Source organism: Phenylobacterium deserti (assembly GCF_003254705.1).
GTDB lineage: Bacteria > Pseudomonadota > Alphaproteobacteria > Caulobacterales > Caulobacteraceae > Phenylobacterium > Phenylobacterium deserti.
Genome location: NZ_QFYR01000006.1, coordinates 21,465 through 35,118 on the forward strand (window position 1 = coordinate 21,465; position 13,654 = coordinate 35,118).

Below are 13,654 nucleotides of genomic sequence, written 5' to 3' on the forward strand. Positions count from 1 at the left end.
ATCCCTTCGCAGGGGCCGGGTTCCGCCATGGAACCGGGCCGCCGACGAAGGGACCGCAAAACGCGACGGGCGCCCTTAGAACGGGCGGATCAGCATCCCCACCAGGCCGGAGACGCCCTGGAAGTTCTGGATGAAGGACTTCCCGCCGGAGGTGTCGACGACGATGATGTCGTTGCCATAGACCTGCGGGTCCTGAGCCTTGCCCGAGCGGATCTGGCTGAGGTCGTAGAAGGCGCTGCGGCGCTCGCCTCCGACCTGCCGGAAGACCGCCACGCGCTTGACGTTGGCGAGCTTGGGATCGGGGCCCTTCGCCAGCGACACCGCCTGGATCAGGGTGGTCGGGCCGGTCAGGGGGTACACGCCCGGTGCGTTGACCGCGCCGTCGATGGTCACCCGCTGGCTTTGGGCCTCCTTGACGGTGACCACCACCTGCGGGTCCTTCATGTACTTGGCCTTGAGCGCCGTTGCGATGTCGTCGGACAGCTCGGCGGGCGTGCGGCCAGCAGCGGGCATCTGGCCCACCATGGGCAGCAGCACGCGGCCGCTGGTGTCGACCTGAACCGTGCGGGTCAGGTCGGGCACCTGCGAGACGTTGATGTCCAGGGTGTCCTGGGGCCCGATCCGGTAGTCGACGGCGGCGAGCGAGGCTCGCGTCACCGTGTCCGGCGGTGGCAAGGGCGGACCGCCGGCGAACGCCGGCGAAGCCGCAGACGCGATAAGCGCCGCGGCGACGAGCGAGGGCAGACGCCTACGCATGTGGTTGACTCCAAAATCGCGACCAGACGATTGCGGCTGGCTTGAAACCTTCTGCCGCGGCCAACCAACTCCCTCATGGTGGAAGCTGTTCCCGCGCTGCAGCGGAATTCAGTCAAGCTGCACGGCAGATCATCGGTTTGTGACTGGCCGACGCCCTGACGGCCGCTGTAGCGATGCAACGGCGCCTGACAATTGACCTACCCGCCTGCGGCTGGCGGGACTGGCGCTCGCCTCGGCATCTCGCACTTGCGAAAAACATTTGGCGCCGCGAAACTCCGACTACGCGTCGCTTGTTGGTGTGCTCGTAAGTACCCGGAGTTGTCGTCATGCAGGAGCCGTTGTTCGCCTATTCGCTCAGCCAGGCTGAGAACGGTTGGCGCTGGAGCGTCTACGATGAGGACGGCGTCACGGTTGGCCGAGGCGCCGACCAGAGCCGTGACCTGGCAAAGGCCGCTATCGATCGGCTGCTGCGCGAGAGCCGTTCCTTCGCCTCTCCCGACGCAAAGATTTTCTAGCTTCTCTGTAGAAGGCAGGCCTTGCGAAATGACGCACTCACGGCGTGCGTCGTTTCATGATTTCCACTGAAAAATCAGCAGAATACCTCCACCCGTGGCTGCAAGCGTAGCCTCGGCGCAGGCGCTTGCGCCCACTTCTGAGGCGCCATCTGCGCCAAGCGAGATTTTGTTGTTTTCGGGGCGGAACCGTAGGCTTGGCCACTGGTTGATGGCCCGTCTCGGCAAGGACAGGCCTTGCCAAGCGTGCTTCCGATTGAGCCCCGATGTCAGAACTCACCTACGCACCGCGGGCAGTCGCGCGTCCTTCAGGGCCGCCGACGAGCCTGTCCCTCGACCAGGCGCTGACCTCGTCGATGAACATACTGGTCGCTCTGGCCGCCCTCATCTTCCTTGCGCCCCTGATGATCGCCGTTGCGATCGCAGTCTATGCGCAGGACGGCGGCCCCGTGCTGTTCGCCCACCGACGCATCGGGCGGAATGGTCGCTACTTCTATTGCTTCAAGTTCCGCAGCATGGCGGCGGACGCCGAAGAGCGGCTCGCCAAGCTGCTTTCCACCGACCCCGTCGCTCGCGCGGAGTGGGAGAAGGACCACAAGCTGCGCAACGATCCTCGCGTGACGCGTCTCGGCGCCTTCCTGCGCAAGTCCAGCCTCGATGAGCTGCCGCAGCTGTTCAACGTGCTGCGCGGTGAAATGAGCCTGGTCGGCCCCCGTCCCATCGTGGAGGCGGAGATCGCCAAGTACGGCCGCCGCTTCCGCCAGTACTGCACCGTCAAGCCGGGCATCACCGGCCTTTGGCAGGTGAGCGGGCGCAACGACACCACCTACACCCAGCGCGTCGCTATGGACTGCGTCTACGCCAAGCGTCGCAACTTCCTGCTCGACGCCTACGTTCTGGCGGCGACTGTTCCTGCGGTTCTCTCCCGTCGAGGTTCCTACTGAAGATCCCAGCGCCCGGCCTCATCGGCCTGCTCCGCCGCATCGAGAGCCGGGCCCTCCTTCTGCTGCTGGTCTTCGCGACGGCGGTTTGGGCCTTCCTGAACGTCGCATCTGAAGTGAGCGAGGGCGATACGGACGCCCTCGATCGGCAGATCCTGCTGTCCTTGCGCAATCCGGCCGATCCCAACGACCCGATCGGCTCGCGCACCTTCGAAGAGTCCATGCGCGACGTGACCGCCATTGGCGGCTTCACCGTTCTGACGCTGGTCACGGTGCTGGCCGTGTTGATCTTCCTGTTTCACCGCAGGCCCCGGCATGCCGCAGTGATGGCCGGCACGGTGCTGCTGGCTCAGTTCTGCAGCGAGGCGTTGAAGCTCGTCTACGCCCGTCCCCGGCCCGACCTTGTGTCCCACGGCAGCTACGTCTACTCGGGCAGCTTTCCCAGCGGCCACTCGATGCTCGCTGCGGCGACCTACCTGACGCTGGCCGTGCTGATCGCCAGCCTCGAAGCGCGGCGCGCCACCAAGATCATGATCTTCATCACCGCGGGTTTGGTGGTGGTCGGCGTGGGCTTCAGCCGCGTCTATCTCGGCGTCCACTGGCCCACGGACGTCCTCGGCGGCTGGTGTGTCGGCGCCGCCTGGGCGATCGCCGCCTGGTTCGTCCTGGCCCGCTCGGGCGCCCGGCTGAGAGGCCCGCCGAGCTGAGCCTGCCCTACGGGCGCGCCGCCAGAGCTTTCGCAACGACGGGCGCAAGCCCGCGCGCGATGATCTTCACCCCCTCGGCGTTGGGATGGATCCCGTCCGGCTGGTTCAGCGCCCGCCTGCGGCCCACGCCCGCCAGAAGATCCGGATAGAGCGCCGCGCCGTACTGCCGAGCCAGGGCGGGGAAGATGGCGTTGAAGTCCCGCGCATAGTTTCGGCCGATCTCCGGCGGCGCCGCGATGCCGGCCAGCACGATGCCCATGCGCCGCGCCCGGAGGCGGGTCAGGATGCGCTCGAGGTTGGCGCGGCTGGTCCGCGGATCGATGCCGCGCAGCAGGTCATTGCCGCCCAGAGCCACCACGCACACGCTGGTGTCCGGCTGGACGCTGAAGTTGACCCGCGAGGCGCCGCCGGCCGTGGTGTCGCCGCTTACGCCCGCGCCCCGCACGACGTTCGCAACGCCCATTCGCTCGAGCGCCAGGTGCAGCTGGTTCGGCAGAGCCGCCGCCGCCGGCAGGCCCAGGCCCGCGGTGATGGAGTCACCCAGCATGGTCACCACCTTGCCGCGGGCGGCGAGGGCGGTCACCGGCCAGACGGCCAGGCCCGCCGCCAGCAAGGTCCGTCGTGTGGTGGAGAAGTCGGATGTTTCAGCCATTCGGCTTCCTATCTAGGGTGACCTGAACTTCCCACAACGCAGAGGTCCGCTTGCCAGACGCGCCCGTCGATCCGCTCGTCCTGGAACAGGTCGGCCTCACCTTGCCTTCGCCAGCAGGCCCGGTGGAAATCCTCCGCGGCCTGGACCTGAACGTGGCGACCGGCGAGCAACTGGCCCTGCTGGGCCCCTCCGGTTCCGGCAAGTCGTCGCTGATCTCCCTGGCTGCCGGCCTGGAGCGGCCGACCCAAGGCCGCGTGCGGCTCTTCGGACAAGATCTCGCCAGCCTCGACGAGGACGGCCGCGCGCGCCTGCGGCGTGGACGCGTGTCCCTTGTCTTCCAGAGCTTCCACCTCCTGCCGAACATGACGGCGGTGGAGAACGTCGCGGCGCCGCTGGAGATCGCCGGCGTGCGGCAGGCGGATCGAACCGCGCGCGACTGGCTGGACCGCGTCGGCCTTTCGGCCCGGATGCACCACTATCCCCACCAGCTCTCCGGCGGCGAGCAGCAGCGCGTGGCCCTGGCGCGGGCGCTGGCCGGTCGACCGGCGCTGCTGTTCGCGGACGAGCCGACAGGCAACCTCGACGCGGCCAACGCCGCGCGGGTGGCGGATCTGATGTTCGAGCTCGTCAGCCAGACGGGCGCCGCCCTTGTGCTGGTCACCCACGACGAAGCCCTGGCCCGCCGGGCTGGACGGACGGTGCGACTGGCCGCGGGAGCCGTGGCTGCATGACCCCTCTTTCGCTGCGGTTCGCCGTGCGCGAGCTGCGGGCCGGCGTTCGCGGGTTCCGGATCTTCCTGGCCTGCCTCGCGCTCGGCGTCGCCGCGATCGCATCCGCCGGCTCGACGGCCGAGGCGTTCCGGCAGGGCCTGGCGGTTCACGCCCGGGAGATCCTCGGCGGCGATCTCGCCGTCAGCCTGCGCGAGCGGGGCTTCACGGCCGCCGAGCGCGCCGGCCTCCAACGCCAGGGCGAGGTCTCCTACGCCGTCGTCACCCGGGCGATGGCCGAAGCGCCGTCCGGAGAGCGACGCCTGGTCGAGCTGCGCGGCGTTGGCTCCAATTACCCCCTGGCCGGCCAGGTTGAGATCTCTGGCGCCGCCTCTCTGGCCGAGGCGCTGGCCTTCCGCGACGGAGCCGCAGGTGTGGCCGTGGAACAGGCTGTCCTGGACCGCCTCGGCCTCAAGCTGGGCGACCGGTTCATAGTGGGCAACCTTCCGGTGAGCGCCCGCGCCATCCTTCTTGAGGAGCCCGACCGCCTGTCCCGCGGGTTCGCGCTGGGCCTGCGGGTCCTCGCCAGCCGGCAGGCGGTGGAGCAGGGCGGCTTCCTTGCGCCGGGCCTCCCGTTCGGGGAGACCGCCCGGATCTCCCTGGCTGCCGGAACGGACGTCCCGCAGGCGCGCAGCGCGATCACTCGGGTCATGAGCGGCTCCTACCGGGTGCGGGATCGCCAGGACGCGACGCCCGGCCTGGGCCGGATGATCGATCGCCTGGAGTACTTCCTGGGTTTCATCGGTCTGGCGTCGCTTGTCGCCGGCGGGCTTGGCGTGTTCGGGGCCGTCAGCGCCTATCTGGAGCAGCGAAAGCCTTCCATCGCCGCCTTGAAGGCGCTGGGCGCCGACGGAGCTCTCGTCCGCAACCTGTACCTGATCCAGATCGGCGTGCTGGCGGGTTTGGGCGTGGCCATCGGCCTGGCGGTCGGCGCCCTGGCGCCCCTGCTTGTGGGGCGGCTTGTCCAGGATCAACTGCCCGTGCCGGCCCTGTTCCGCGTTTATCCCGCACCCTTGCTCAAGGCGGCCGCCTTCGGCCTGCTCGCAGCGTCGGCCTTCTCCCTGGCTCCGCTGGGGAGAGCCCGTGCGACGCCGCCCGCCAGCCTCTTCCGTCGCGAACTCGCCGGCGGCTTGCGTTTTGGGCCGGAGCTGGTGGGCGCGATCCTGGCGGGCGCAGGCTTGGCCGCCCTGGCCGTGATCGGCGCGCCCACGCCCCTCGCGGCGGCCGGGATGATCGGCGGCGTCGCCATCGCCTTCGCCTTGCTGTGGCTCATGGGCTGGGGTGCGGCAGCTGTCGCCGGCCGTGCGCGGGGCTTCGCGCGCGGCGCCCTGCGGATCGGTCTCGCCAACCTGGCGGGCCCCAGGTCCGCCGCCCGAACCGCCGCGCCGGCGATCGGTCTGGGTGTCGCTTTGCTGGCCGCGGTGGTGCTGATCCAGTCCAGCCTCCTGCATCAGGTCGGAGACGTCGCCCCGCGCACCGCGCCCGCGCTGGTCTTCACCGATATCCCTGGCGAGCGGGCCGAGGCCTTCGACGCCGCCGTGCGGCAGGCGGTGGGAGCGCCTCTGCGTGAGGACACGTACCTCCGCGCGCCCATGGTCACCGGCCGGATCGCGGCCATCCGTGGGGCGCCTGTGAATCCAGCGCGCATCGCGCCGGGCGAGCGCTGGGCCTACGACGCGGACGTCACGCTCTCAGCGATCGGTCCCGAACCCGCCGCAGCGGCGGTCACCGAGGGGCGCTGGTGGCCGGCTGACTACCGGGGTCCGCCGCTCGTTGCTCTGGAAGAGGACATGGCCCGCGGCGGCGGCGTGCGGGTCGGCGACACCATCACCTTGTCGGTGCTCGGGCGCGACATCGAAGCTCGGGTTGCGGCTCTGAGGAAGGTGGAGTTCGGATCCTTCGGCCCAAGCTTTCCTGTGATCCTCACCCCGTCCGCGTTCGAGGGGGCGGAGCTTCGGCACGTCGCCATCGCCAAGGCGTCTCGGGCCCAGGAAAGCGCCATCATCCGCGCGCTCGGGCGCGACTTCCCGGAGGTGGACGTCATCTCGGTGCGCGAACAGCTCGAGGCTGCGGTGGAGCTGTTCGACCGGCTGGCGCTCGCGATCCGGTCCGCCGCTGCGGTGGCCGCTCTGGCGGGCCTGTTGGTGCTGGCCGGGGCCATCGCGGCCCGTGCGCGCGAGCGAACGCGAGAGGCGGCCATCCTCAAGGTGCTGGGCGCTTCCCGAGGACAGATCCTCACAGCCTATGTCTTCGAGTACGGCGCGGTGGGGCTACTGGCAGGCGCTGCCGGCGTGGGGCTTGGGTATGCGGCGGCCTGGCCGGTGGTGGTCAAGGTGTTCGAGGCGGAGTGGAGCGTGGACTGGTCGGGTGTCGCCGCGCTTCTGGGCGCGGCGGCGCTGGCGGCGAGCCTCGGGGGGCTGCTGGCCGCATTTCAGGCGCTATCGCGGCGGCCTGCGCCGGCCCTGCGCACCGACTAGGCTTCGAACCCTGACAGATCGGGCGAGCGTCCGTCCCAGCCGGACACGGCTTCGAACGCGGCCGCCAGGGTCACCACGCCGGCCTCGTCTCGCGGCCGCCCCAGGATCTGCAGTCCCACCGGCAGCCCTTGGCTGGTCAGTCCGCAGGGCACGCTGACCCCGGGCAGATCCAGATAGTTGGCGGCGCGGGTCAGGCGGCTCAGCGGCGAGATGGTCTCGTCCACCTCGTCGAGCGGGGGCGCCGGGATCGGGCAGGTGGGGCTGAGCAATCCATCGAACTGCCCCATCCAGGCGTGGAACTCGTCCTGGTCTTCCGCCCGCCGAGCGTGCGCGGCCTCGATCTGCCGGTCGCTGAAGCTGCGTCCCGCGCGGAACCTGCGTACGATCCAGGGGTCCATGACGTCCGAATGGCGCTCGATACGATCACGCCAGATGCGCCAACCCTCGCCGGCCATCAGCATGCCGTTGGGTCCGAAAGACTGCTCCAGCGACCGCGCCGGAGTGACCATGTCGATCTCCACGCCTGTGCTGCGAAAGCGGTCGATGGCCGCTTCGTAGAGACGGGCCACCTCCGGATCGACGTCGCCCAGATCCGCCAGCGGAATGGCGGCCAGTCTGCGGCCGCGCGCGTCCGCCGAAAGGGCGGCTTCCGCGTCGAACGGGCCGCGCTCGGCCGCCGCGTCATCCGGCCCGGAAATGATCGCCAGCATGCGCGCCGCTGTCGCCACCGAACGGGCAAGTGCGCCCACCGTATCCAGCGCGGGGCTCAAGGGGTGGACGCCGCGCAGGCTGACCAGCCCGCGTCCTGGCTTCAGTCCCACCACGCCGCACAAGGCGGCGGGGATGCGCACCGAACCGCCGGTGTCGGACCCGAGCGCGGCATCGCAAAGCCCGGCCGCCACTGCGACGGCCGAACCGGAGGACGATCCCCCGGGCGCCCGGTGCGTCGCCGCGTCCCACGGATTCCACGGCGCGCCGACTGCTCGGTTGGTGCCCCATCCGCCGTAGGCGAGCTCAACGGTGTGGGTCTTGCCGATGGCGCTCCAGCCCGCCTGCAGCAGGCGTGTGACCACCGCCGCATGGCAGGGCGGGTTGGGCTCCACCGGCACCTGGGCGCCGCCTCCGGTGGGGACGCCCTCCACATCCATCAGGTCCTTGACGGCGAAGGTCGGGCCGTCGCCGTCCTCGCCCGCCAGCGGCGGGTCGAAGACTCGCACGAAGGCCTTCAGCCGTCCGTCATAGCGTCGGATCCGGGCCAGGGCCTCGTCGGGCGTCATGCGTGACCTCCAAGCTGCGCCGGCGAACTATCGCCGACCGAGGTTCTCGAAACCAGATGACGCAGCTTTCGCTTCGTGGCTTGTGCGTGCGCCATGACTCAGTCGCTCCCCGATCAGCTCCGCTCCACCGTCCGCTTCCTGGGCCGCGTGCTCGGCGACGTCATTCGCGTGCAGGACGGCGAGGCGGTGTTCAACCAGATCGAGGACATCCGCCAGGCCTCCGTCGCCTTCCACCGCGAGGGTACGGAAGAAGCGGCCCGACTGATGGCGGAACGGCTCGGCTCGCTGAGCCTGGAGGAAACTGTCCGGTTCGCCCACTCCTTCGCCTGCTTCCTGCAGATCACCAATGTCGCCGAGGACCAGATCCAGCGTCGGCGGGGGAGGGCAGGGGACGCAAGGTTCGACACCCTGGCCGGTGCCCTGCGCAGCCTGAAGGCGGACGGGGTCGAGCCCGCTGAGGTTCGGGCGCTCCTGGAAAACGCGTTGATCGCGCCGGTGATCACCGCCCACCCCAGCGAGGTGCGCCGCAAGAGCGTGCTGGACCGTCAAAGCGCCATCGCCCGTCACCTGGACTCGTTCGATCACGCGCGCACCGACTCCGACCGCGCGGCGATCGAGAAGGAGCTGGTGCGTGAGGTGTCGATCTTCTGGCGCACCCGCCTGCTGCGCAGCGTCAAGATCGCCGTGGCTGACGAGATCGAGAACGCCGTCTCTTACTTCGAGCGCAGCTTCCTGGCCGAACTGCCGAAGCTGTACGGCCACTGGGGCGAGGTGCTCGAAGGCACGGACGACCTGCCGAGCTTCCTGCGCATCGGCTCCTGGGTCGGCGGCGACCGCGACGGCAACCCGTTCGTCACCGCCGAGGTGATGCGCCGGGCTCTCTCACGGCAGTCAAGGGCGGCGCTGCGCATGTACCTGAATCAGGTGCATGCCCTCGGCGCAGAACTGTCGATCTCGCAGGGGCTGGCCGAGGTCACGCCGGAGCTGAAGGCGCTGGCCGAGAAGGCCAACGACGACTCGCCTCATCGTACCGACGAGCCCTACCGCCGCGCTCTGACCGGCATCTACGCCCGCCTCGCGGCGACCTATCCGCGCCTGACCGGCGAGGCGCCGCCGCGCCCGACCAGCACCTCCGCGGAGCCCTACGCCGGGCCCGAGGAGCTGAAGGCCGAACTGCAGGTGGTGCTGGACTCGCTCCTGCGGGAGCATGGGCCGGCCTTCGCCCAAGGCCCGCTGCCCGACCTGATCCGCGCCATCGACATCTTCGGCTTCCATCTGGCCACCCTCGACATGCGCCAGAACTCGGCCGTCCACGCCCGCGTCGTCGCCGAGCTGCTGAAGACGGCCGGCGTCGCCGGGGACTACGAGTCCCTGGATGAGGGCCAGCGCTGCGAGCTGCTGACGCGCGAGCTCAGCCACGGCCGCCTGCTGTCGACGCCCTTCGCTGCCTACACGGAAGAGACGGCGCGCGAGCTCGAGACCCTGAAAACGGCAGCCGAGGTCAAGCGTAACTACGGGCCCGACGCCATCCGCGCCTACATCGTCTCCAACACCACTTCGGTGTCGGACCTGCTGGAAGTCTACATCCTGCTCAAGGAAGTGGGCCTGTTCACGCCGGGCGATCCGCCGCGCGCCGAGATCTTCGCCGAGCCGTTGTTCGAGACCATCGGCGACCTGCGCGATGCGCCCAAGACCATGGCGCGCTACCTGTCCATGCCGCTGATCCGCAAGCTGCTCGCCGCCCCTGGGCTGCAGGAAGTGATGATCGGCTACTCCGACTCCAACAAGGACGGCAGCTATCTCACCTCCACGTGGGAACTGCACAAGGCGTCCCGCGCCCTGGCGTCGGTGGTGCGCGGCGAGAACCTGCGCCTGCAGCTGTTCCATGGCCGTGGCGGCGCGGTGGGCCGCGGCGGCGGTTCCAGCTTCGAGGCCTTGCTCGCCCAGCCGCAAGGGACAATCGGCGGCCGCATCCGCGTGACCGAGCAGGGCGAGGTGGTCGCCAACAAGTACGCCGATCCGGAACTGGCGCGCCAAAGTCTCGAGACGCTGACCGCCGGCGTGGTGCTGGCTTCCTTCCGCAAGGACGCTGGCGATCTGGCCGCGCCGCACAGCAAGGCCATGGACGCCCTGGCCCGCGAGGCGATGGGCGCCTATCGCGCGCTGGTCTACGACACCCCGGGCTTCGTGGATTACTTCTTCGCGGCCACTCCGATCAGCGAAATCGCCGACCTGAACATCGGCAGCCGCCCGACCTCCCGCCAGGCGAGCCGCAGCATCCAGGGACTGCGGGCGATCCCGTGGGTTTTCTCCTGGTCCCAGTCGCGCGCCATGCTGCCGGGCTGGTTCGGCTTTGGCTCGGCGGTGAACGCCTCCGGCGCGCCCATGTCTCAGCTGAAGGAGCTCTACGAGAGCTGGCCCTTCTTCCGGACCACCCTGGCCAACATGGAGATGGTTCTCGCCAAGGGCGACCTCGCTATCGCGGGCCGCTACGCGGGGCTGGTGGAGGACCGCGCCCTGGCCGAGCACGTGTTCGGGCAAATCCGCGCGGAATGGGGCCGCACGCTCGACGCCCTGCTGGAAATCACCGGCCAGTCCAGTCTGCTGGAGAAGAACCCCGATCTGGCCGAGATCATCCGCTCGCGGCTGCCCTACATCGATCCGCTGAACCACCTGCAGATCGAGCTGATCCGCCGGCGCCGTCGCGGCGATGACGCCGCTGCGGTGCGCGAAGGCATCCACCTGACCATCAACGGCGTCGCCGCCGGCCTGCGCAACACGGGCTAGGCAGGCGAGGGGCCCCGATCAGGCCGGCCGGCGCAGGGCGTTGGTCGGCGTGGTGGGGCGGAAATCGGAGATGCTGGCCAGCAGATCGGGCTGCAGCAGGATGGCCACGCCCGACCGAAGCTCGATCAGCCGTTCGCGCCGCAGCTGCTGCAGGGTGCGATTGACGTGCACGATGCTGAGGCCCAGCGCGTCGGCCAGGATCTCCTGGGTCAGCGGCAGCGGGAAGCGCTGGCTGTCGCCCAGGCCGGCGATCTCCAGGCGGCGCTGCAGCTCGAGCAGGAAGTGAGCGACCCGCTCGTAAGCCGTCTGCCGGCCCAGGCGGACCATGTGATCGAGCAGAAGGGCCTGTTCGACCTGCCGCGCAACCGCGAGGGCGCGGGCCAGGCTCGGCGCTTCACCGCGATTGGCCGCCTCGAGCAGAGGTTCGGCGTCCACCGTCTCCAGGGCCGTCAGCGCCACCGTGCTGCACAGGGCGGGCGGGGCGGGGCGTTCGCAGACGTTGAAGCAGTCGCCGGGCAAGAGGAAGCCGAAGATCTGGCGGCGGCCGTCGGGCAGGACCCGCTGGTTGCACGCCCATCCGGAAACCACGAAGCGCGCCCGCCGACCGGTCTGGCCTTCGCCGACCAGCTCTTCGCCGGCCATGTGGCGCTCGCGTCGGTCGCTGAGGTTGCGGACGAGGTCCTGTTCCTGTTCCGACAGCAGTGCGAGAGTTCGCATACGGCGCACCACCGCATCCAGCGGCCTTGGCGCGATGCGAGGTTTGAACCGGCCCGTCATCCGGTGTCCCCCCAAACTGGTTGTGCGGTTGTTCCCGGCAACCGCGCCCTTATGGACCCAGCCTAGCCCCGTCAGCGACAGACGCAACTCGGAGTTTAGCAGAATCGCGGCGCCTGGACTGGCGCGCGAATGACAAACACCAATGATCGGCGAAGGTTCCAACATTCGCGAAAGAATTGGGCTTGTCGCTGCGTACGAGGGCAATCTCCGCAACGCCCGGAGAGAATTCGAAATGAACCGATCGGTTAATCCGTAGACTGAAGCGCAGCTCTGGGCAGGTGTTCGCAATGTCGGCCGGGCGACATCGCAAGTGTGAGTTCTTGAAGCGCCGGATGCGCCGCTGTCTCTGCGCCTGGAAGGCGAGTTCCTGGCCAGGATTCCGCCGGGTTCCGCCCGCCGGAACGAATTCACGGCCATGCCGTTGAAGAGGCTCGTGTTTGCCTGGAGTTTGGACATGAGCGCCCAGAACGACGCCGCTTTTGGCTACCGCATCCGGTGGACGGAGGAAGGCTGGAACTGGACGACGTTCGACCTCGCGGGCCAGGTCCAGGACACCGGCCGCGCGCCGACCAAGGCGGTGGCCGCCGCCTACGTGATCCGGGCGCTGGCCCGGGCCGCAGCGCCCGACGTTCCCCTGCGGAGCGCCGCCTAGCCTTTCACGGCCCGGGCAAGGGCCGACACCTTGGCCTCCGTCTCCACGCGCTCCGCTGAGGGCTGACTGTCGGCCACAATGCCGGCGCCGGCGCGCACCTCCACGTGCCAGCCGCCTTGCCTGCGAAGAAGGCCGGCTGTCCGGATCAGGACGCTTGAGTCCAAGGCGCCGTCGACGCCCAGGTGGAACAGCGATCCAAAGAACGGACCGCGCGGGGCTTCCAGATCGCGGATGACCTTCATCGCCTGAACCTTGGGCGCCCCGGTGATGGAGCCTGGCGGAAACGCCGCCTGCAGAAGGTCGATGGCGTCGCGATTGGGCGAAAGGCGGCCTTCCACCCTCGACACCAGATGATGGACGTTGGCGAAGCTGGCGAGCCGGAACAGCTCCGGCGTCGTCACCGTGCCCGGCTCGCAGACCCGCGCCAGATCGTTGCGCATCAGGTCCACGATCATCAGGTTTTCGGCCCGATCCTTGATCGACGCCAACAGCGCATCAGCCAGCTGACGGTCCTGCTCGGCGTCAGCGCCCCGCGGCGCGGTGCCCTTGATCGGCTCGGTGCCCGCGAGCAGCCGTCCCTCCACCGGCCGCACCTGCACGAACCGCTCGGGAGAGTTGGACACCAAAGCCGCCTCGGGCAGGCGAAGGAAAGCGGCGAACGGGGAGGGGCTCGCCGCCGCAAGTCTCATCAGAAGCTCGGCTGGCGCGTCGGCGCTCTCCATGCCGCCCAGCCACCGCCGGGCGATGTTGGCCTGGAAGATCTCCCCCGCCCGGATGCGCTCCACCACCTCGGCCACCGCGCGCTCGTAGGCGGGCCCGTTGTCGGAGCTCAGGTTTGCGCTGAAACTGGCAAGAACCGGCGGCTCCAGATCGAGCCACGCCCGGGCGGCCGCCGCGTTGCTCGACGCCTCGGCCGCCGTCTCGCCTCGGCCGATCGCCTGCACCCGCCCCGTTTCGTGGTCGAAGGCGAGCAGGCGGGCGTACCTGGCGCAGGCAAGATCCGGCCAGCCGGGCAGCCGCGGCAGGTCCAGCACCTCGATCCGGTCCGCCAGGTCGTAGCTGAGAAGGCCCGCGACGCCTCCCTGGAAGGGCGGCCCGCCCTCCGCCAGTTCACCCTCCCGCGCCAAGCCCCGCAGCGCGGCGAAGGCGTCCGTCGCATCCTGCGGCTCGACCACGAGCACCGCTTCCGGCTCACTGGCCACATAGGACCATCGCGCGCCCGGCCCGCCGGACAGGAAGCCGATCGTCCACGGCCGGTCCGCCAGGGCCGACAGCACCGCCGCAGGCTCCCGCCACGGCGCCTCCAGGAGGATGGTCCGGTTCATGGCGCCGCCATAGCCTGCGCAGGC

Annotated in this window: 12 protein-coding genes; 7 read left to right on the forward strand and 5 right to left on the reverse strand. The window is 69.6% G+C overall.

The window, feature by feature from the left end; all coding sequences use genetic code 11:
• Nucleotides 1-75: 75 nt before the first annotated feature.
• On the reverse strand, nucleotides 76-756 hold the full coding sequence (locus tag DJ018_RS18315; protein ID WP_111516435.1) for a polysaccharide biosynthesis/export family protein: 681 nt from the start codon (nucleotides 754-756) through the stop codon (nucleotides 76-78).
• 326 nt (nucleotides 757-1,082) lie between these two features.
• On the opposite strand from DJ018_RS18315, the gene DJ018_RS18320 reads away from it, so the two are divergent.
• From DJ018_RS18320 to DJ018_RS18330, 3 genes are all read left to right on the forward strand, one after another.
• On the forward strand, nucleotides 1,083-1,271 hold the full coding sequence (locus tag DJ018_RS18320; RefSeq protein WP_111516436.1) for a hypothetical protein: 189 nt from the start codon (nucleotides 1,083-1,085) through the stop codon (nucleotides 1,269-1,271).
• 263 nt (nucleotides 1,272-1,534) lie between these two features.
• Nucleotides 1,535-2,212: a sugar transferase gene (locus DJ018_RS18325; protein ID WP_111516437.1), complete on the forward strand. Its 678-nt coding sequence runs from the start codon at nucleotides 1,535-1,537 to the stop codon at nucleotides 2,210-2,212.
• Between the two features lie 113 nt (nucleotides 2,213-2,325).
• Nucleotides 2,326-2,916 (forward strand): phosphatase PAP2 family protein, encoded by a 591-nt coding sequence (locus DJ018_RS18330; RefSeq protein ID WP_111516438.1) that lies wholly within the window; start codon nucleotides 2,326-2,328, stop codon nucleotides 2,914-2,916.
• Nucleotides 2,917-2,923: 7 nt separating this feature from the next.
• Here the strand turns inward: DJ018_RS18330 and DJ018_RS18335 are convergent, their stop codons facing one another.
• A complete protein-coding gene (locus tag DJ018_RS18335; protein ID WP_111516439.1) occupies nucleotides 2,924-3,568 on the reverse strand; it encodes an arylesterase in 645 nt (214 codons plus the stop codon).
• 50 nt (nucleotides 3,569-3,618) lie between these two features.
• Here DJ018_RS18335 and DJ018_RS18340 point away from each other — a divergent pair, with 50 nt between their 5' ends.
• Nucleotides 3,619-4,299: an ABC transporter ATP-binding protein gene (locus DJ018_RS18340; RefSeq protein ID WP_111516440.1), complete on the forward strand. Its 681-nt coding sequence runs from the start codon at nucleotides 3,619-3,621 to the stop codon at nucleotides 4,297-4,299.
• A complete protein-coding gene (locus DJ018_RS18345) occupies nucleotides 4,296-6,812 on the forward strand; it encodes an ABC transporter permease (protein ID WP_111516441.1) in 2,517 nt (838 codons plus the stop codon). The genes DJ018_RS18340 and DJ018_RS18345 overlap by 4 nt, the downstream gene beginning before the upstream one ends.
• Here the strand turns inward: DJ018_RS18345 and DJ018_RS18350 are convergent.
• Nucleotides 6,809-8,089 carry an amidase gene (locus DJ018_RS18350; RefSeq protein WP_111516442.1) on the reverse strand — a complete coding sequence of 427 codons (1,281 nt, stop codon included), beginning with the start codon at nucleotides 8,087-8,089 and terminating at the stop codon, nucleotides 6,809-6,811. The genes DJ018_RS18345 and DJ018_RS18350 overlap by 4 nt on opposite strands.
• A 93-nt stretch (nucleotides 8,090-8,182) precedes the next feature.
• On the opposite strand from DJ018_RS18350, the gene ppc reads away from it, so the two are divergent.
• Entirely contained in the window at nucleotides 8,183-10,876 is a 2,694-nt protein-coding gene (gene ppc, locus DJ018_RS18355; protein WP_111516443.1) for a phosphoenolpyruvate carboxylase, read from the forward strand.
• Between the two features lie 18 nt (nucleotides 10,877-10,894).
• Here the strand turns inward: ppc and DJ018_RS19290 are convergent, their stop codons facing one another.
• Nucleotides 10,895-11,593 carry a Crp/Fnr family transcriptional regulator gene (locus DJ018_RS19290; protein WP_165842973.1) on the reverse strand — a complete coding sequence of 233 codons (699 nt, stop codon included), beginning with the start codon at nucleotides 11,591-11,593 and terminating at the stop codon, nucleotides 10,895-10,897.
• Between the two features lie 514 nt (nucleotides 11,594-12,107).
• Between DJ018_RS19290 and DJ018_RS18365 the strand changes: the two genes are divergently transcribed.
• The gene (locus DJ018_RS18365; protein ID WP_111516445.1) at nucleotides 12,108-12,305 is read left to right on the forward strand and encodes a hypothetical protein; all 198 of its coding nucleotides are present in this window, start codon (nucleotides 12,108-12,110) and stop codon (nucleotides 12,303-12,305) included.
• On the opposite strand, the gene DJ018_RS18370 is transcribed toward DJ018_RS18365, so the two are convergent.
• Nucleotides 12,302-13,630 (reverse strand): anthranilate synthase component I family protein, encoded by a 1,329-nt coding sequence (locus DJ018_RS18370; protein ID WP_111516446.1) that lies wholly within the window; start codon nucleotides 13,628-13,630, stop codon nucleotides 12,302-12,304. The two genes, DJ018_RS18365 and DJ018_RS18370, sit on opposite strands and share 4 nt — an antisense overlap.
• Between the last annotated feature and the right edge of the window lie 24 nt (nucleotides 13,631-13,654).